Raw genomic sequence first — 17,762 nt, 5'->3', positions numbered from 1 at the left:
CACCGCGCCCGCCCCGAGGGTGACTGCCGGTGGAGGCTGAGTGCGGGGGCGGGTTGGTCAGGTGGTCAGTTTGGCGGTGGGGGTCGACGGGCCGTCGCCGGCGAGCCGGAACGAGTCGGCGCCGACCGGCTCCACGAGTCCGTCCTGCACCAGGCCGGCCAGTGCGCGGGCGCGCTGCACGTCGTCGGTCCACACCTGGTCGAGGCGCTGGTGCGGGACCGGCCCGGTGGTCTCCCGGAGCACCCCGAGCAGCAGTCCGCGTACCTGTCGGTCGGTGCCCGCGTACCGCTGGGGGCGACGGGTGGGGCCGGTCGGTGGCGGCTGCCCGGAGGCCCGCCAGGCGCAGACCGACTCGACCGGGCAGGCGGTGCAGCGCGGTGCGCGGGCCGTGCAGAGCACCGCGCCCAGCTCCATGAAGGCGGCGCTGGCCAGTGCGGCGGCGGCCGGCTCCGGGGGCAGCAGCTCCTCGGTGGCGACCAGGTCGGCCGGGCGGGTGACCGGCCCGGCGTCCGGCTCACCGGCTACGGCTCGACAGACCACCCGTCGGACGTTGGTGTCGACCACCGGGTGTCGTTGCCCGAACGCGAACGCGGCCACCGCGCGTGCCGTGTACGTGCCCACGCCGGGCAGCGCCAGTAGCTGTTCCAGCCGGTCGGGCACCTGGCCGCCGTGCCGGTCCACGATGGCCACCGCGCACTCCCGCAGCCGGACCGCCCGGCGCGGGTAGCCGAGCCGCCCCCACATCCGGATCGCCTCGGCCGGGGTGTCCGTCGCCAGCGCCGCCGGGTCGGGCCAGCGGGCCAGCCAGGCGTGCCAGGCCGGCACCACCCGGACCACGGGCGTCTGCTGGAGCATGACCTCGCTGACCAGGATGGCCCACGGGGTCACGTCGGGTTCCCGCCACGGCAGGTCACGGGCGTGCTGCTGGAACCATCGGCTGACCAGTGCGGCGAAATCGGGTTGAGTCATGGCGTCGTCGATGATGTCACGCGGTCCGGTCCCGCTGGTTGGGCGGCTCCGAGAGGGTGTCGCCGTGCTGGTGGGCGGATCGGGCAGAATGCGCGAATGAACGAGCTCGCGATCACCGTCATCGGCCGGGACCGGCCGGGCATCGTGGCCGACGTCGCCGAGGTGCTGGCCCGGCTGGGCGCGAACCTCACCGACAGCACGATGACCCGGCTGCGGGGGCATTTCGCGATGACCCTCATCTGCACCGGTCCGGCCGCCGCCGAGGTGGAGGCGGCGTTGGCGCCGCTGGCCGCCGAGGGGCAACTTCTGGCGACCGTACGAGCGGTGACGCCGGACGGTGAGGTGGCGCCGGCCGGGGATCCGTACGTGCTGGCGGTGCACGGGTCGGACCGGATGGGCATCGTGGCGGCGATGACCCGGGTGCTGGTGGACGCCGGTGGCAACGTCACCGACCTGAGCACCCGGCTGGCCGGTTCGCTCTACGTGGTGTTGGCCGAGGTCGAGCTGCCGGCGGGGGTCGTCGAGGCGCTGACCGAACGGCTGCACCGGACGGCCGCCGAGGTGGGGGTCGAGGTCACCCTCCGGCCGGCAGACCCGGATCTGCTGTGAGCGACGGGGAGGGCGAGGCGTACGCCGGCCTGGGGGATTGGACGCCGGAATCGCTCGCGGTGGCGGGTGAGGTGCGGGCCGTCGTGTCGGCCCCGCACCCGGTGCTGAGCCGGGCCGGAGGCGACGTCGATCCCACCGCCGAGGAGACCATCCGGTTGGCCGCCGACCTGGTGGCCACGATGCGGGTCTCGCCGGGCTGCGTGGGTCTGGCGGCGCCGCAGGTCGGCGTGGGCGCCCGGGTCTTCGCCGTCGACGTGACGGGCCACCCGAAGGCGGTCACCGTGCACGGCACCTTCGTGCTGTGCAACGCCCGGGTGGTCGAGGCGACCCGATGGAAGCCGGGTCGGGAGGGCTGCATGTCCGTGCCGGACCTGACCGGGGACGTGAAGCGGGCGAGTCGGCTCGTCGTGGAGGGTGACCTGCCGGGCACGGGGGCGGCGGTCCGACTGGTGACGGACGGCTTCGAGGCGCGGGCGTTGCAGCATGAGATCGACCACTGTGAGGGGCTGCTCTTTCTGGACCGGGTGGCCGGCGCGCACGCCGTCTACCAGCGCAAGGTGTACCTCTGAGCGAGCGGCCGGACGTCGGCCCGTCCGTCCTCAGTGGAGGTTGTTCGCGCCGCCCCGCTGACGCTCCGGCGCGTCGTGACCCGCCGGTGGGTGCGGCGCGACTACGGTGGGGGGCATCATGCGTCTGACGGTCGGCCCCCTGCCACCCGCCGTGTACTGGCGGCGTCGCGCCGTCGTATTCGGAGCGGTGCTGCTTTTCCTGATTGTGGTGCTCTACTCCTGCACCGGCTCGGGTCGCTCCGGCGGTCACCCACGGGCCGGCTCGACGCCGACTCCGACGTCGAGCCCGGGGGCCGTGGGGCCGGTGCTGACTCCGCAGTCGGGGGCTCCGTCGGCGTCCGGGTCGGCGGCGCCGAGTGCCACGGAGCGGTCCGCCGATCCGGATGCCACGAACGCCACGGACCCCGGGCCCGGAGCCACCACCAATGACCCACCGCCGGACTCGGCGGCCGGGTCGGTCGACGACGGCACCTGCACCGACGCGGAGATCAGCGTGACGTCGGCGGCGCGGCCCAGTTCGGTACAGCGCGGCGCGGTGGTCGACCTGCAACTGAAGATCAAGAACACCTCGAAGCGTACGTGCAGCCGCAACGTCGGCGCCGACCTCCAGGAGATCTTCATCAAGGCGGGCGCCGAGAAGGTGTGGTCGTCCGACACCTGCGGCAAGGTCCAGGGCTCGGATGTGCAGTCGTTCACGCCCGGGTTCGAGCGCTCCTACCAGGTGGGCTGGAACGGACGGGACACCAGCCGGTGCGACGGCGCGGGTCTGGCCGCGGGCCCGTTCGCGCCGGCGGGGACGTACCAGGTGTTCGCCCGGGTCGGCACCAAGTACAGTGAGCCCGTGAAGATCACGATCACCGGCTGAGTCGGCACTCCGGCCAGCCGGATCGGCGGCGGATCAGACGTACCGCTCGAGGATGGATGCCTCGGCGAGCCGCGACAGGCCCTCGCGGACGCCCCGGGCGCGGGCGTCGCCCACGCCCTCGACGGCCTGCAGGTCCTCCACGGTCGCGCCCAGCAGCCGCTGCAGGCTGCCGAAGTGCAGCACCAGGCGGTCGACCACGGCCACCGGCAGGCGCGGAACCTTGGCCAGCAGCCGGAAGCCGCGCGGGCTGACGGCGGCGTCCAGCGCGTCCGATGCGGCCGGGTAGCCGATCGCCTTGGCCACCGACACCAGGTCGATCAGCTCGGTGGCGCCCAGCAGATCCAGCTCCACCAGCGCCTCGTCCAGGGTGCGGGACTTACGACCGACGGGCAGGTAGTCCCGGATGACGAGCGTGCGGTCGGCGTCGACGCCGGCCATCAGCTCGTCGAGCTGCAGAGCGAGCAGTCGACCGTCGGTGCCCAGCTCGACGACGTAACCGGCGATCTCGTCGGCGATCCGGCGGACCATCTCCAGCCGCTGCACCACCGCCACCGCGTCCCGCACCGTGACCAGATCCTCGATCTCGAGCGCGGAGAGCGTGCCGGAGACCTCGTCCAGCCGCAGCTTGTAGCGCTCGAGGGTGGCCAGCGCCTGGTTGGCCCGGGAGAGGATCGCGGCCGAGTCGTCGAGGACGTGCCGCTGACCGTTGACGTAGAGGCTGATGATCCGCATCGACTGGCTGACCGAGATCACCGGGTAGCCGGTCTGCCGGGCGACCCGTTCGGCGGTGCGGTGCCGGGTGCCCGATTCCTCCGTCGGAATGGACGGGTCGGGCATCAGGTGCACGGCCGCCCGGACGATGCGGGTGCCGTCACTGGACAGCACCACGGCGCCGTCCATCTTGCACAGCTCGCGGACCCGGGTCGCGGAGAACTCGACGTCCAGCGGGAAGCCGCCGGTGCAGAGACCCTCGACGACCTTGTCATAGCCGAGCACGATGAGCGCGCCGGTGCGACCCCGCAGGATGCGCTCCAACCCGTCGCGCAGCGCGGTGCCGGGCGCCATCAGGGCGAGATTGGCCCGCAGCGGATCGCCGGCACCCCCGGCAGCGGCGGTCACGCTCACGCTGATCGGGCGGGCCGGCGAGCCCACGGTGCCGGTGCGGGCCTGGGGCGGCGCTCCGGCAGGCTTGGTGGTATCGCGGTCGATCGGCACGGGCACAGTCTACGGACTGCCGTGCGGTGGGTGCTGTCGTGGTTACTGTGATGTGTCACGATGCCGCCCTTCGAACCGTTTCCACTTGCGGCGATGCTGTCCGTTATCGCCGTTGGCGTCGGCACGCTGAGTCACTCGGCGGACGCGCGAGCCGCATGGTGCAGGGCTGAGCGCACGTCAGTGACCTCGGTCACCCGCATCTGGTCCGGCCCCGCGCCGGTGCTCGCCGGGCCACAACCCGGCGGAACCAACGCCACCTTGAACCCCAGGCGGGCGGCCTCCGCCAGCCGGCGCGGCACCGCACCGACCCGGCGCACCTCGCCGGTCAACCCCACCTCGCCGATCGCCACGAGATGCGGCGCGATCGCCAGGTTGAGCCCGCCGGAGGCGACCGCCAGCGCGACGGCCAGGTCGGCTGCCGGCTCCACCACCCGGATGCCGCCGACGGTGGCCGCGAACACCTCCCGGTCGTGCAGGGTCAACCGCTCCGTACGCCGTTGCAGGACCGCGAGCACCATGGCCAGGCGGGCCGAGTCGAGACCCGAGACGGTACGGCGGGGAGAGCCGGCCACCGTCGCGCCGATCAGGGCCTGTACCTCCGTGACCAGTGCCCGCCGCCCCTCCATCGCCACGGTCACGCAGGTCCCGGGCACCGGTTCGGAGTAGCGGGTGAGGAACAGCCCGGACGGGTCGGCCAGGCTGCTGATGCCGCCCTCGTGCATCTCGAAGCAGCCCACCTCGTCGGCCGCCCCGAACCGGTTCTTGACGCCGCGCACGAGCCGTAGCGAGGAGTGCTTGTCGCCCTCGAAGTGCAGCACCACGTCGACCAGGTGCTCCAGCACGCGCGGCCCGGCCACCTGGCCGTCCTTGGTGACGTGCCCGACCAGCACGGTCGCGATGCCCCGCTCCTTGGCGACCGAGACCAGTGCGGCGGTGACCGCGCGGACCTGGGTCACGCCACCCGGCACACCCTCGGTGCCGGTGGTCGAGATGGTCTGGACCGAGTCGAGCACCAGCAGGCCGGGCTTGACCGCGTCGAGGTGCCCGAGCACCGACGCCAGGTCGCTCTCGGCCGCCAGGTAGAGCTGCTCGTGCAGGGTGCCCATCCGCTCGGCGCGCAGCCGGACCTGACTGACCGACTCTTCCCCGCTGACCACCAGCGAAGGGCTGCCGGCATTCACCGCCCACTGCTGCGCCACGTCGAGCAGGAGGGTCGACTTGCCCACGCCGGGCTCGCCGGCGAGCAGCACCACCGCGCCGGGCACCAGGCCACCGCCGAGCACCCGGTCCAGCTCGCTCACCCCGGTCGGCCGGGCACGGGCCGGAGCCGCGCTGATGGTGGCGATCGGCCGGGCCGGCTCGGCCGGCATCCGGGAACTGACCACCCGACCGGAGACGGTCGGCCCGGTCACCGTCGACTCGACCACCGAGCCCCACTCGCCACACTCCGGGCAGCGACCGACCCACTTGGGCGGCTGGTGCCCGCAGGCGTCGCACTCGTACGCCGGGCGCGGTTCGCGGGTGGCGGACCGGGCGCGGGGCGCACCGGCCGCGCCGCCACGGCCGGAGGTCGATCGGGAGGTGGTCACATCAGGACGCTAGCCCTCTCGTACGACGAAAACACCCCGGCGTGGTGGTTCCCACGCCGGGGTGTTCCGTAGTCGAGGATCGGGCTTACTCGTGGGTGGTGCCGCCCTCGTTGCCCTCGTAGCCGCCCTCGCGCTCGATGATCGGCGAGGCGGGGGCCGCCGGGGTGAGCGGCACCGCGATCGGCGCGGGGCCGGTGACGGTGTTGCCGTTGCCGAAGTCGAAGGTCACGACGACGTTCTGACCGGAACGCAGCGCCTCGGTCAGGCCCACGAGCCGAAGCTGCGAGGTGGCCTCCGAGTTGAGCTGGAGGTAGCTCAGCGGGCCCAGCTCGATGCGAGCGGGCTGACCCGGCGCGGCCGGGCTGGCCGAGCCCGAGGCCCGCGCCGACTCCGGTGCGGACGGGGTCGCCGACGACGAGCCGGTCTCGGACGGGTTCGCGGACGGGCTGGCCGAGCCGGACTCGCCGGCCGACGGGCTGGCCGAGCCCGACGGGGTGGCCGAGGCCGACTCCGAGGCGGACGGCGCCGGGCTGGCCGAACCACCCGAGATCAGCACCTCGCGGGCGCTCTGGGTGGTGACGGTGACCGTCACGGGGCTCTTCGAGTCGTTGTAGATCACCGCGTTGAGCGGGGCGTCCTGGCCGGCCCGGTAACCCTCGGTGCCCGGGTAGGTGACCAGCAGGCCACGCACCGAGTAGGCGCCGTTCGGGGTCGTGAGGTTGACGCCCTGGACCGACGGCTCCTTCAACGCCGTCTCGGCGATCTGGCCAGCGCCGCATCCGGACGCGAGCAGGCTGGTGGCCGCCGCGATTCCGGACAGCAGCAGAGCCGCCCGCCGGGATCGGTTGATCGAGCGCGTCACGTCGGTCCTCCTCGTTACGATCCCCACCCGGGCGCACGCCGGGGGAGGTGGCCATACCCGCGCAGACCGCGCTCCAGGGTAGTTGGAGCTGATCGAGGCCCGCACGGGGACCCGGCAATGCCACCCTCCGGGGTGCCCTCACACCACCCGACCGCTCGCCACCAGCAGCACGACGTCGATGAGGGCCACCAGCATCACCGCCCGGAAGGCAGCCACCGGCCGCCGGCCCGCCCGGGCCGCCGAGCGCCCGGCGTACCAGCTCAGTGGCGGCACGACGGCGGCCGTGCCGACCGCCGCGAGCCCGAGGATCGACGGCGGCCCGGGCGGTCCCAGGACCAGGACGGCGGTCGCGGCGAGGAGAAGTCCGGCCGCTGCCGCCCGGCTGCCCGCCGCGCCGAGGCGGTGCGGCAGGCCGCGTACGCCCGTGCGGGCGTCGTCGGCGAGGTCGGGCAGCACGTTGGCGAAGTGCGCGCCGGCACCGAGGCAGGCCGCCGCCGTCAGCAGCCAGAGCGGCGGGGTCGGCTCGCCCGGTAGTGCCAGCACCACGAAGCCGGGCAGCGCGCCGAAGGAGACGGCGTACGGCAGGACCGAGAAGGCGGTGGCCTTGAGCGGCCAGTCGTAGAGCAGCGCGGATATCAGGGCGACCGTGAGCCAGAGGGCCGCCCCGGGGTTCGTGGTCAGCGCCAGCAGCGGGCAGGCCAGCGCGGCGGCCGCGGCGGCCCAGGCCGTGACGCGCCGGCCCACCGCGCCGGCGGCGACCGGCTTGTCGGTACGCCCCACAGTGGCGTCCCGCTCGGCGTCCAACGCGTCGTTGGTCCAGCCGACCGCGAGTTGGCTGGCGAGTACCGCGAGCACCACGGAGACGATTCCCCAGGGTCGGTGCCCCACTCCCCAGGCCAGCAGACCAGACACTGTGGTCACCGCGGCGGCCGGTTCCGGATGGCTCGCCCTGACCAGCCCTAACACCCTCGACGACATAAGGGAAGTCTGGTCGTTACCGAGCAGTCGTGCCACGCTCGGAGCCATGCGAGACGTGGCGTCGACCGCTCAGCGGGTGCTGCCGCGCAACGATCCGCGCCAGTACGACGACCTGGCCGGTGAGTGGTGGCGGCCGGATGGCGCGTTCGCGATGCTGCACTGGCTGGCCGAGGCCCGCGCGGCGCTCGTACCGCCGACGAGGAGTTCGGGCGCGGTCCTGGTCGATCTGGGCTGCGGCGCCGGTCTCCTCGCGCCGCACCTGGTCGGCAAGGGCTACCGGCACGTCGGGGTGGACCTGACCCGTTCGGCGCTGGTCCAGGCCGCCGGGCACGGCGTACGGGTGGTGCAGGGTGACGCCACGGCGGTGCCGCTGCCCGACGGGTGCGCCGACGTGGTCTCCGCCGGCGAGCTGCTGGAACACGTGCCGGACTGGCCGCGCGCGGTGGCCGAGGCGTGCCGGCTGCTGCGCCCGGGCGGCCTGCTCGTGCTGGACACGCTCAACGACACGGCGCTGGCCCGGCTGGTCGCGGTGCGGATCGCAGAGCGACTGCCGACGGTGCCGCGTGGCATCCACGATCCACGGTTGTTCGTGGACGCCCGGGCGCTGGTGGCCGAGTGTGCCCGGCACGGTGTCGAGCTGCGCCTGCGCGGGATCCGACCACAGGTCGGTGGGCTGCTCGCCTGGCTGGTGCGGCGGGCCCGCGCGGCACGGACACCGGGTGTGCCGTCGACCGGTCGTGCCCCGCGCATCGTGCCGACCCGGTCCACCGCCGTGCTCTACCAGGGCCAGGGGGTCCGCAGAGGATAGTCGGCTCGTGGCGGGGTATGGGACGCCGAGGAGGGAGCGATATGACGGTGCACGCGCTTGAGGCGGCCCGCCGATTGACGCCGCGGTTCGCCGCGCGGGCGGCGGAGCACGACCGGGACGGCTCCTTCCCGGCCGAGGACTTCCGTGACCTGCGGGAGGCCGGCCTCTTCGGTCTGATGGTGCCGCGCGCGCTCGGTGGCCTGGGAGCGAGCTTCGCGGAGTACACGGCGGTCGCTACCGAGCTGGCCCGGGGCAACGGCGCGACGGCGCTGGTGTTCAACATGCACGCCTCGGTGACCGGCGCGTTGGGTGCGGTCACCGAGGAGCTGGCCGAGGCTCTGGGGGTGTCCGACGAGGCGCTGGCCGCCCGGGACCGGCTGCTCACCGCCGCTGCCCAGGGCGCCTGGTACGGCGTCGCGATGAGCGAGCGGGGCACCGGCGCGCGCCTGTCGCAGTTGAGCACGGTCTACGAGCCGACCGACGACGGTTGGCACCTCAAGGGCAGTAAGACCTTCTGCTCCGGGGCCGGGCACGCCGACGGCTACCTGGTGGCCGCGCGCAGCGCCACCGACCAGTCGACGGTGTCGCAGTTCCTGGTGCCGGCCGGCAACGGTCTGAGCGTCGAGCCGACCTGGGACGCCCTCGGCATGCGGGCCACCTCGTCGCACGACCTGCATCTGGACGTCACCGTGCCGGGCGACCGGCTGCTCGGTGGGGTGGAGGGGTTGGCCCTCGTGATCGCCCAGCTCATGCCGCACTGGCTGGTGGCCAGCTACGCGGCCGTCTACGTGGGGGTGGCGCGGGCGGCCATCGACGCGGCGGCCGAGCATCTCAACGCCCGCAACCTGGCCGGCCTGCCGGCGGTGCGCTCGCGACTGGGCCGGGCGGACGCGGCGACGGCTGCTGCCGAGCTGGCGGTGGCCGAGGCGGCCCGCCGGGTGGACGACGAGCCGGGCGACGCGGAGACCAACCGCTGGGTGTGGCGGGCGAAGCTGCTGGCCGGGACGACGGCCGCCGAGGTGGCGGCGTCGATGCTGGAGGCGGCCGGCACCTCGGCGACCCGACGTGGCCATCCGTTGGAGCGGCTCTACCGGGATGCCCGCTGCGGCTCACTGCACCCGGCCACGTCGGACGTCTGCGCCGACTGGCTGGGCATCGCCGCGCTGGGCGGGGACCCGGACCGCGACGGATCGGCACCGCGTTGGTGAGCGGGTGTCGCGCAAGACGTACGAGGGTGCGGCCGGCCGAGGTGGCCGGTGGGACGGCCAGGGGGAGGACAGCGTTTGACGAGAGGTGGGGATCGTGTCCGTACCAGTGATCGCGGGGCTCGGGACAGCGCAGCCGCCGTCCGCTTCGCAGGACGAGCTGTGGGAGGGCTTCTTCTCCCGGCACTTCACCGGCAGCACCCGGGCGTTGGCCGAACGGATCTTCGCGAACTCGGGGGTGACCCGACGGCAGGCCGCGGTCAACCCGTTGCTCGAGGACGTCTCGGACTGGCCGACCGAGCGCCGGATGCGTCGCTACCAGGTGGAGGCGCTACCGCTGGGCAAGGAGGCGGTGGGGCGCGCGTTGACCGCCGCCGGTCTGGACGCCGGCGACGTCGGGATGTTCATCGTCTGCTCCTGCACCGGCTACGCCACCCCGGGGCTGGACATCCTGCTCGCCCGTGACCTGGGCATGGCGGCGGACACCCAGCGCATGTTCGTCGGCCACATGGGCTGCTACGCGGCGCTTCCGGGGCTGGGCGCGGCGAGTGACTTCGTCACCGCCAGGGGCCGGCCGGCGTTGCTGCTCTGCGCGGAGCTGACCAGCCTGCACATCCAGCCGTCCACGGCCCGGGTCGACACCCAGCAGATCATCTCGCACGCGCTCTTCTCGGACGCGGCCGTCGCCGCCGTGGTGGTGCCCGGCGGCCGGGGGTACGCGGTGCGCGAGGTCGCCTCGGTCACCGACACGTCGACGGCCGACCACATGACCTGGGACGTCACGGACGCGGGCTTCCGGATGGGGCTGTCGTCGAAGGTGCCGCAGGTTCTCTCCCGGCACGTGCGCGGCCTGGTCGACGACCTGCTGGCCCGGCACGGCGGCACCATCTCCGACGTGGACGGTTGGGCCGTGCACCCGGGCGGGCCGCGGATCCTCAACGTGGTCGAGCGGGAGTTGGCCCTGCCGCCGCAGGCGTTGGCGGCGTCCCGGGCGACGCTGGACGAGCATGGCAACTGCTCCTCGCCGACGGTTCTGCTGATCCTGGACCGATTGGCCCGTTCGGCGCCGGCGCCCCGACGGATCGTCATGCTGGCGTTCGGTCCGGGCCTCACTCTGTACGCCGTCCTGCTCGATCGACAGGAGTGAACGAGCGCGACCCGACCGCTACGCTCCTCGTATGAGTGCGGCGGAGGTCGACCGGCTGCGGTCGGCGGTGCTGGTCGGTATCGCCCTGGGCGCGTTGGCGGTCGGCGGCTGGTGGTGGCGCGCCGCCGCGCCGGTTCCGGTGGCCGGATCGGTACGCCAGCCGGTGGTCGCGCCCAGCGTCAGCACCGAGTTGGAACGTGTCCTGGCCCGTCTTGAGCCCGAGGCACGGGTGACGATGCGGGTCGATTCGCAGCGGGGCGAGGTCGTCCGGCTGGGCGGCGATCGGCGGGTCGTCATCGACCCGGAGACGGGTGAGGCCACCGACCTCGGTGCCGACGTGGGGGTTCTCGTCCCCGGGAGCGACCTGCCCTCGTTCCGCAGCACGATCTGGCGGGAGCAGCGGGAGCTGGCGCCCGGCGAGGAGCGGACCCGGCAGGCGTCCGACGATGGTTCCCGCTTCCTGCTCCAGTACCGGTGCACCCGACCGGGCACGCTGGCGGTGACGAGCACCGGGGCCGAGATCGTCGGCCCGCCGCGCATCGACTGCGACGGCACGCTCGCGTCCGCCCGACTGCTGCCCGGCGGCGGGCCGTTCCGGGTGTCGCTGTCGGCCGTCGGCGATCAGCCCATCGACGTCGAGGCGCAGCTCGTCGCGCTGCCTCCGTCCTAGCTGGCTCTGCTCAGCGGGCCAGGGCGGTCAGGTCGTCCTGGTACGCGTCGACCGGCCCGATGCCGGGCAGCACCCGGGTCACCACGCCGGCGCGGTCGACCAGCAGCGCGTTGGCGGCGCCCGGGCCCAGGAACGAGCGCAGACCGCCAGCGGGGTCGGCCAGCGCACGGACGCCGTCGACCGGCGGTGCGGTCGAGACGGCTCGGCCCTCGGTCACGGTGACGATCGTGACGCCGTCGGGCGCCGCCCCCACGGCCTCGGTGACGACGTCGGGGCAGCCACAGTCGTCCACGAGGATGATCATGGCGGGTAACAGGCCGCGGAGCGGCACGGGCGCCTGCCCGGCGTCGACCAGGTCCAGAGCGGGCAGCGCCTGACCGGTGAGCGACACCGGTGGTGGAGAGGGCGCCGGGGTGGGCCGGTCGGTGCTCCGGCCGGCGCGGGGCCAGGTCACGGCGAGCAGGCCGGTCAGGGTGGTGAGCAGTGCCACCAGCAGGACGAGCAGCGGCAGGGCGAGTGCCCGGCCTCCGGCGTGCCGGCCGGTGGCCCGGCGCAGCTCACGACGTACCTGGGCGGCCTCGCTGGCGAGGGCGGAGGCGTCGTCGGGGACGACGATGCGGCCCCACTCGGGTGGTAGGTCGGGCAGGCCGTCGGATGGCCCGTGGCCCTCTGCGTCCGGCTTGCCCATCGGACCCCCCAGGAAGCGTCTCGAGAGCGGAGTGTGGCTCGGACTCCAGGGTCCCGCACCGGGGGCACGTCCCGCTACATCTGGGCGCGGTCTCGCACGCCGGGATACCATGGGAGGAGCGCATAGCCCTTGATCTCGACGTTCTGTTCACTCGTATCGGGAAGTCATCCGATCGTCACGGAGCGTGTTTGAACCATCGGTTTGACCGCCTGTCAAGCTGAAGAAAGACCTCTCACAGGGCCCCTGAGCTGCGCCAACGGTCAGGACATCGGTGAGACATCGTTGCCTGAGCGTGTTACCCTAGACACAGCGAAAGGGGTTTCGAACCTATGGTTTTCAGTGTCGGCGAGACCGTTGTTTACCCCCACCACGGGGCCGCACTCATCGAGGCAATCGAGACTCGGGTCATCAAGGGCGAGCCTAAGCAATATCTCGTCCTGAGGGTCGCGCAGGGTGACCTGACGGTCCGGGTGCCGGCTGAGAACGCCGAGATCGTGGGCGTTCGCGAGGTGGTCGGCGAAGAGGGCCTCGGTAAGGTCTTCGACGTTCTCCGGGCTCCGCACACCGAGGAGCCGACCAACTGGTCGCGGCGTTACAAGGCCAACCTGGAAAAGCTGGCCTCCGGCAACCCGCTGAAGGTCGCCGAGGTCGTGCGTGACCTGTGGCGTCGGGAGCGGGAGCGGGGCCTCTCCGCAGGCGAGAAGCGGATGCTGGCCAAGGCCCGCGACATTCTCGTCGGCGAGGTCGCGCTGGCTGAGAAGAGCACCAAGGACGAGGCGGAGACGCTGCTCGACAAGGTCCTCACCGAGGCCTAGTCCGCACAGCATCGTCGTACCCACTTCGTAGCGAAGAAACCACCGAGGACCGCGACGTGACCGCGCAGCTCAACCCGCGCGGTGACGTCGCGGTCCTCGTGCCTGCGGCCGGTGCCGGCGTACGCCTCGGTCCCGGTCGACCCAAGGCGTTGCGCCTGCTCGCCGGAGAACCACTGCTGGTGCACGCCGTGCGCCGGCTCGCCGCCGCGGCGTCGGTCCACACGATCGTGGTCGCCGCACCGGCGGCGGACGTCGAGGGTGTCCGTGACCTGCTGGCCCCGGTGGCGCCGGTGATCGTGGTGGCCGGTGGCGCCGAACGGCAGGCCTCCGTCGCCGCCGCGCTCGCGGCCGTGCCGGCCGGCCCCACGATCGTCCTGGTGCACGACGCCGCCCGCGCGTTGACCCCACCCGAGCTGGTCGAATCGGTGGCCGCCGCGGTCCGGGGTGGCCAGGCGGCGGTGATCCCGGTCCTGCCGGTCGTCGACACCATCAAGGAAGTCGGTGCCGACGAGGTGGTGCTGGGCACCGTCGACCGATCCGCCCTGCGCGCCGTACAGACCCCGCAGGGCTTCCGCCGGTCCGTGCTGGCCGCCGCGCACGCCGCCGCGGGTGATCCGCTCACCGACGACGCCGGCCTGGTCGAGAAGCAGGGCGTACCGGTGGCCTGTGTGCCCGGCTCGGAGTACGCGCTGAAGATCACCCGTCCGTTCGACCTGGCACTGGCGGAGCACCTGCTCGCCGCCGGCGGCTGACCCCTGGCGGCCCGGCTCAGATATCCATCGTCGTAGTGGCGCGTCGGAGTCTGTCCCGGACGATGTACCGCTGGCCCTGCGTGAAAGCGCTTCCTCGCCCTCTTGCCAGGTGGGGAACCGGCTGCGGCAGGCTGAGGTGGCCTTCCGCACCTGGTCCGGTCAGACCGAAGACCTGATAACGCCCGTCGGTCCAGCCGAGTTTTCGACTGGCCGCGATGATGTCCGCGACCCGCGCGTCGCGTGCCTGCCCGGTGGCGCGTAGCCGGTTGATCTCCCCGACGGACCAGTCGACGTTGTCCAAGCGGAACAAGATTTTCGGTACCTCGGTGTGAATCTGCTGCTGCGAGTAGAAGGCCAGATACTCCACCGGCTGAAAGGACCGGCCAGCCTGACAGACATAGGCGTACGCGGATTCGTAGAGGCCCCAGGCGTCCCGAGCCGGGACCACGACCGTGTCATGTCGTGGCGAGGGTCGGGCCGCGTGTACCTGGCTGACCCGCTCGTTGTTTGCCAGCCAGGTGGCCGCGTCTGGGTCGGCCCACCCCAGTACGTCGATCATCTGCGTGAGGCGAAATGGTACGTCTGCCGCGAGTAGCGAGTCGTGGTGAGCGAGACGATTGCGGAAGACGCGCAGCCTCTCCAGGGCGGTGACGACGTCGTGCCGCTTGCCGGACGAGTGCGGGAAGGCCTTGTGGATCGCCTCACGCCATAGCTGCTCGTGCTTGGGGCCCAGCAGGTTGACCCAGAACCCGAAGCTCAGGCCGGCGATGACCTGGTCGCGCTTCTCCTTGCTGCTGTTCTCGTTGCGCAGCCGGACTCGTACCTGCAGAACGCTCTGGTCGATGCTGTCCTGGACGGCTTTGTTGGTGCTGATCGGCAACAGGAACCAGGGGATCCCGCGCCCGGCCTCGTTGAAGTGCCTCTGCATCGCCAGGTCGATGGCATTGCGGACGACGACTTCGACGTAATGGAACGCCTCGAAGGATGCGGCGGACAACGCCACGTTCCACTCGTACAGCTCGCAGGCCCTGCTGTGGTCGCCTCCGGCCGCATCAAGGTAGGAGCGGAATCGGCCGGATGAGACCCATTGAGGCATGGTGTGCAGGAAGGGGTGCTGCGCCATCGCCAAATGATAGGAAGAATCGCGCCCGCAAGCGACGGCTGCGCGACGTGTCCCAGAAAGATTAGAGCCCCAGGCGCGTGCAATAGGCAGAGGCAACCTGGGGCGTTCGGGCCGAAGATACCCCCAGCGTTGGCGCATGTCAAGACCACTGAAGCCCGGACGAAGGCGCAATCCGCGCGGGGGGACGCGTAGTCTCGGTTCATGATCGTTCCTCGGGTGGCCATCGGCACCGATGTGCACGCGTTCGAGCCCGGCCGACCCTGCTGGGTGGCCGGCCTGCTCTGGCCCGACCAGGACGGTCTCGCCGGGCACTCGGACGCGGACGTCGCCGCCCACGCCGCCTGCAACGCGCTGCTCTCCGCCGCCGGTCTCGGTGATCTCGGCTCCGCCTTCGGGGTGGGCCAGCCCGAGTGGGCCGGGGCGTCCGGCGTGGCGCTGCTGGCCGAGACTGCCCGCCGGGTGCGGGCCGCCGGCTTGGCGATCGGCAATGTGTCCGTGCAGGTCATCGGCAACCGGCCCAAGATCGGCCGCCGGCGGGAAGAGGCTCAGCGGGTGCTCTCCGAGGCCGTCGGCGCACCCGTGACCGTCTCCGCCGCGACCACCGACGGGCTCGGTTTCGCCGGCCGCGAGGAAGGTCTGGCGGGCGTCGCCGTGGCTCTGGTGTACGACGCCCCGGCCGCCTAGGCTCGCCGCGATGTCCACCGAACCCGCCCCCGACCGGTTCGCCGCCGACGGCTATCTCGAACGCGCCCAGCTCCTCGCCGAGTTGGGTCGCCACGACGAGGCGGCCGGCGAGTTGACCGAGGGGCTCGCGCTGAAGCCCGCCGACCCGGACGCCCTCACCATGCTGGCCCGGGTGCATCTCGCCGCCGACCGGCCGGCCGACGCGCTCGCCGCCGCCGACTCGGCCGTCGCCGCCGCACCGGACGCCCCGCCGGCGCTCGTTGTGCGGGCGATGGCGCTGTCCGACCTGGGGCGGTACGCCGACGCGGCCGCCGTCGCCGACCGGCTGCTGGCGCTCGGGCCGGCCGACGCGTACGCCCAGCGCAGCGCTGCGGCGATCCTGGCCGACGCGCGCAACGGCCAGCCGGCGCTGAACGCGGCCTGGCGTGGGGTCGAGCTGGCCCCCCAGGAGCCGGCGGCGCACCTGGTGCTCAGCCTGGTCGCGGCTCGGCTGGAGCTGTTCGACCTGGCCGAGCGGGCCTACCGGGAGGCGCTGCGGCTCGACCCCCGCCTCGCCGAGGTCGGGCACGACGTCGGCGTTCTGCGCCTGGAGCAGCGCCGCTGGTCGGTGGCGCTGGAGCAGATCGCCGAGATGGTGACGTTCGGCCCGAGCCGGATCGACTCCCCACGGACCCTCGCGTACGGCCTGCACCGCCTGGTGTTCTACGGCGCGGGCTGGTCACTGGTCGCCGCGGTGGTGGTCGCGTTCGCGGCGTCGGCGAACGACGGGTTCTCCCGGGTCCTGGCGGTGCTCGCCGCCCTGACCGGCGGCGTCGTGGTGTGGCAGCTCGCGGCACGGCTTCCGGGGTTCACCCGGACCGTCCTGCCGACCATGCTGCACGCCGACCGGACGATGGCCCTGGCGATCTACGCGGTGGCGGCCGCGCCGCTGCTGCTACTCGTGTACGCCGTGGTCGGCTCGCCGTGGCCGCTGGTGCTGGCCATCGTCGCCACGGTGATAGCCGAGTTCGCCGCCTTCACCAGAACAACCGTCCGCTAGGGGCGGCGTGCCCACGTCCAGGCGTAGGCGTCGTCCTCGCAGGCGCGCGCCGCGTCGCAGAGGTCGAGAGGGCGGAAGGTGTCGACCATGACGGCCAACTCGTCGAAGTAGTCCGCGCCGATGGAGCGTTCGGCGGCGCCCGGCTGGGGTCCGTGGGTGAACCCGGAGGGGTGCAGCGAGATCGAGCCCTGCTCGATGCCGGAGCCGCGCCGGGCCTCGTAGTTGCCGCCGGTGTAGAAGAGCATCTCGTCGGAGTCGACGTTGTGGTGGTTGTACGGCACCGGGATCGACTGCGGGTGGTAGTCGACCTTGCGCGGCACGAACGAGCAGATGACGAAGTTGGGCCCCTGGAAGGTCTGGTGCACCGGCGGGGGCTGGTGGATGCGGCCGGTGATCGGCTCGAAGTCGTGGATGGAGAACGCCCACGGGTAGAGGTGTCCGTCCCAGCCGACCACGTCGAACGGGTGGTTGGCGTAGACGTGACGGGTCCAGCCGCGGCGGTGCCGGACCAGGACCTCGACCTCCTCGCCGTCCACGAGCAGGGGGGTGTCGGGGCCGCGGACGTCGCGTTCGCAGTACGGCGAGTGCTCCAGGAACTGTCCGCGTACGGAGAGGTAGCGCTTGGGCGGGCCGACGTGCCCGGACGCCTCGACGGCGAGCAGTCGGACGGGCGCGTCACCGGTGGGGACCAGCCGGTGGATGGTCGAGGTGGGGATGACGACGTAGTCGCCGGCGACCGCGTCCAGGGCCCCGAACGGGGACTCGACCCGCATCGTGCCCGCCTCGACGTACAGGCAGTGGTCGCCGGTGGCGTCGCGGAACAGCGGGGAGGGCCGGTCGGCGAGGACGTACCCGATGCGGACGTCGTCGTTGGCGAGCAGGTACTGCCGGCCGAGGATCGGGTCGGCACTCCCGCCGTCGAGCTTGTGGGTGCGCAGGTGGCGGGGCTTGAGCGGCAGGTTCGGCGTCCGGGTGGACGCGGGCGGGGTGAACTCGTCGGCGGCCAGGATCGCGGTGGGCGCGTGCCGGTGGTAGAGCAGGGACGAGTCGGAGGAGAAGCCCTCCTGTCCCATCAGCTCCTCGGCGTAGAGGCTGCCGTCGGGCTGGCGGAACTGGGTGTGGCGCTTGCGCGGCACCTCGCCGACGCTGCGGTAGTACGGCATCTCGCCTCCCGA

General features: G+C 72.7%; 19 protein-coding genes. 11 read left to right on the top strand and 8 right to left on the bottom strand.

All coding sequences use genetic code 11. The annotated features are described in order from the left end of the window. Window positions 1–57: 57 nt before the first annotated feature. Entirely contained in the window at window positions 58–969 is a 912-nt protein-coding gene (locus ACIA3K_RS09380) for an A/G-specific adenine glycosylase (protein ID WP_396800130.1), read from the bottom strand. 96 nt (window positions 970–1,065) lie between these two features. Between ACIA3K_RS09380 and ACIA3K_RS09375 the strand changes: the two genes are divergently transcribed. From ACIA3K_RS09375 to ACIA3K_RS09365, 3 genes are all read left to right on the top strand, one after another. Beyond that, window positions 1,066–1,578: a glycine cleavage system protein R gene (locus tag ACIA3K_RS09375; RefSeq protein ID WP_396800129.1), complete on the top strand. Its 513-nt coding sequence runs from the start codon at window positions 1,066–1,068 to the stop codon at window positions 1,576–1,578. Then, window positions 1,575–2,147 carry a peptide deformylase gene (locus tag ACIA3K_RS09370; protein ID WP_396800128.1) on the top strand — a complete coding sequence of 191 codons (573 nt, stop codon included), beginning with the start codon at window positions 1,575–1,577 and terminating at the stop codon, window positions 2,145–2,147. Before ACIA3K_RS09375 ends, ACIA3K_RS09370 begins: the two co-directional genes overlap by 4 nt. A gap of 118 nt (window positions 2,148–2,265) precedes the next feature. After that, window positions 2,266–3,012 (top strand): hypothetical protein, encoded by a 747-nt coding sequence (locus ACIA3K_RS09365; RefSeq protein ID WP_396800127.1) that lies wholly within the window; start codon window positions 2,266–2,268, stop codon window positions 3,010–3,012. A 33-nt stretch (window positions 3,013–3,045) separates the two neighbouring features. On the opposite strand, the gene disA is transcribed toward ACIA3K_RS09365, so the two are convergent. From disA to ACIA3K_RS09345, 4 genes are all read right to left on the bottom strand, one after another. Continuing rightward, the gene (gene disA / locus ACIA3K_RS09360; protein ID WP_355051000.1) at window positions 3,046–4,227 is read right to left on the bottom strand and encodes a DNA integrity scanning diadenylate cyclase DisA; all 1,182 of its coding nucleotides are present in this window, start codon (window positions 4,225–4,227) and stop codon (window positions 3,046–3,048) included. A 131-nt stretch (window positions 4,228–4,358) separates the two neighbouring features. Then, window positions 4,359–5,816, bottom strand: a complete 1,458-nt coding sequence (gene radA, locus ACIA3K_RS09355; protein WP_396800126.1) for a DNA repair protein RadA — start codon at window positions 5,814–5,816, stop codon at window positions 4,359–4,361. 85 nt (window positions 5,817–5,901) lie between these two features. Beyond that, window positions 5,902–6,678: a hypothetical protein gene (locus tag ACIA3K_RS09350; protein ID WP_396800125.1), complete on the bottom strand. Its 777-nt coding sequence runs from the start codon at window positions 6,676–6,678 to the stop codon at window positions 5,902–5,904. A gap of 138 nt (window positions 6,679–6,816) precedes the next feature. Continuing rightward, window positions 6,817–7,656: a UbiA family prenyltransferase gene (locus ACIA3K_RS09345; protein ID WP_396800124.1), complete on the bottom strand. Its 840-nt coding sequence runs from the start codon at window positions 7,654–7,656 to the stop codon at window positions 6,817–6,819. Window positions 7,657–7,702: 46 nt separating this feature from the next. On the opposite strand from ACIA3K_RS09345, the gene ACIA3K_RS09340 reads away from it, so the two are divergent. From ACIA3K_RS09340 to ACIA3K_RS09325, 4 genes are all read left to right on the top strand, one after another. Further along, entirely contained in the window at window positions 7,703–8,464 is a 762-nt protein-coding gene (locus ACIA3K_RS09340) for a methyltransferase domain-containing protein (protein ID WP_396800123.1), read from the top strand. Window positions 8,465–8,505: 41 nt separating this feature from the next. Continuing rightward, complete coding sequence (locus ACIA3K_RS09335; protein ID WP_396800122.1) at window positions 8,506–9,672, top strand: acyl-CoA dehydrogenase family protein; 1,167 nt, start codon at window positions 8,506–8,508, stop codon at window positions 9,670–9,672. A gap of 85 nt (window positions 9,673–9,757) precedes the next feature. Continuing rightward, window positions 9,758–10,816, top strand: coding sequence for a type III polyketide synthase (locus ACIA3K_RS09330; RefSeq protein ID WP_396800120.1), 1,059 nt, complete (start codon window positions 9,758–9,760; stop codon window positions 10,814–10,816). A gap of 31 nt (window positions 10,817–10,847) precedes the next feature. Then, window positions 10,848–11,486, top strand: coding sequence for a hypothetical protein (locus ACIA3K_RS09325; protein WP_396800119.1), 639 nt, complete (start codon window positions 10,848–10,850; stop codon window positions 11,484–11,486). A gap of 10 nt (window positions 11,487–11,496) precedes the next feature. Here the strand turns inward: ACIA3K_RS09325 and ACIA3K_RS09320 are convergent, their stop codons facing one another. After that, on the bottom strand, window positions 11,497–12,174 hold the full coding sequence (locus tag ACIA3K_RS09320; RefSeq protein ID WP_396800117.1) for a hypothetical protein: 678 nt from the start codon (window positions 12,172–12,174) through the stop codon (window positions 11,497–11,499). A gap of 329 nt (window positions 12,175–12,503) precedes the next feature. On the opposite strand from ACIA3K_RS09320, the gene ACIA3K_RS09315 reads away from it, so the two are divergent. Together ACIA3K_RS09315 and ispD are read left to right on the top strand one after the other, a co-directional pair. Beyond that, the gene (locus ACIA3K_RS09315) at window positions 12,504–12,989 is read left to right on the top strand and encodes a CarD family transcriptional regulator (protein WP_007073334.1); all 486 of its coding nucleotides are present in this window, start codon (window positions 12,504–12,506) and stop codon (window positions 12,987–12,989) included. Window positions 12,990–13,045: 56 nt separating this feature from the next. After that, window positions 13,046–13,741 carry a 2-C-methyl-D-erythritol 4-phosphate cytidylyltransferase gene (gene ispD, locus ACIA3K_RS09310; RefSeq protein ID WP_396800116.1) on the top strand — a complete coding sequence of 232 codons (696 nt, stop codon included), beginning with the start codon at window positions 13,046–13,048 and terminating at the stop codon, window positions 13,739–13,741. 16 nt (window positions 13,742–13,757) lie between these two features. On the opposite strand, the gene ACIA3K_RS09305 is transcribed toward ispD, so the two are convergent. Then, complete coding sequence (locus ACIA3K_RS09305) at window positions 13,758–14,864, bottom strand: hypothetical protein (protein ID WP_396800115.1); 1,107 nt, start codon at window positions 14,862–14,864, stop codon at window positions 13,758–13,760. Window positions 14,865–15,065: 201 nt separating this feature from the next. On the opposite strand from ACIA3K_RS09305, the gene ispF reads away from it, so the two are divergent. Both ispF and ACIA3K_RS09295 read left to right on the top strand, forming a co-directional pair. Continuing rightward, window positions 15,066–15,548 carry a 2-C-methyl-D-erythritol 2,4-cyclodiphosphate synthase gene (gene ispF, locus ACIA3K_RS09300; protein WP_396800114.1) on the top strand — a complete coding sequence of 161 codons (483 nt, stop codon included), beginning with the start codon at window positions 15,066–15,068 and terminating at the stop codon, window positions 15,546–15,548. A gap of 10 nt (window positions 15,549–15,558) precedes the next feature. Continuing rightward, window positions 15,559–16,587, top strand: a complete 1,029-nt coding sequence (locus ACIA3K_RS09295) for a tetratricopeptide repeat protein (protein ID WP_396800112.1) — start codon at window positions 15,559–15,561, stop codon at window positions 16,585–16,587. On the opposite strand, the gene ACIA3K_RS09290 is transcribed toward ACIA3K_RS09295, so the two are convergent. Next, window positions 16,584–17,750: a homogentisate 1,2-dioxygenase gene (locus tag ACIA3K_RS09290; protein ID WP_396800111.1), complete on the bottom strand. Its 1,167-nt coding sequence runs from the start codon at window positions 17,748–17,750 to the stop codon at window positions 16,584–16,586. The two genes, ACIA3K_RS09295 and ACIA3K_RS09290, sit on opposite strands and share 4 nt — an antisense overlap. Between the last annotated feature and the right edge of the window lie 12 nt (window positions 17,751–17,762).

This window comes from Micromonospora sp. NPDC051543 (assembly GCF_044454415.1).
Classification (GTDB): domain Bacteria; phylum Actinomycetota; class Actinomycetes; order Mycobacteriales; family Micromonosporaceae; genus Micromonospora.
This window is presented reverse-complemented; position numbering and strand designations above follow the sequence as displayed.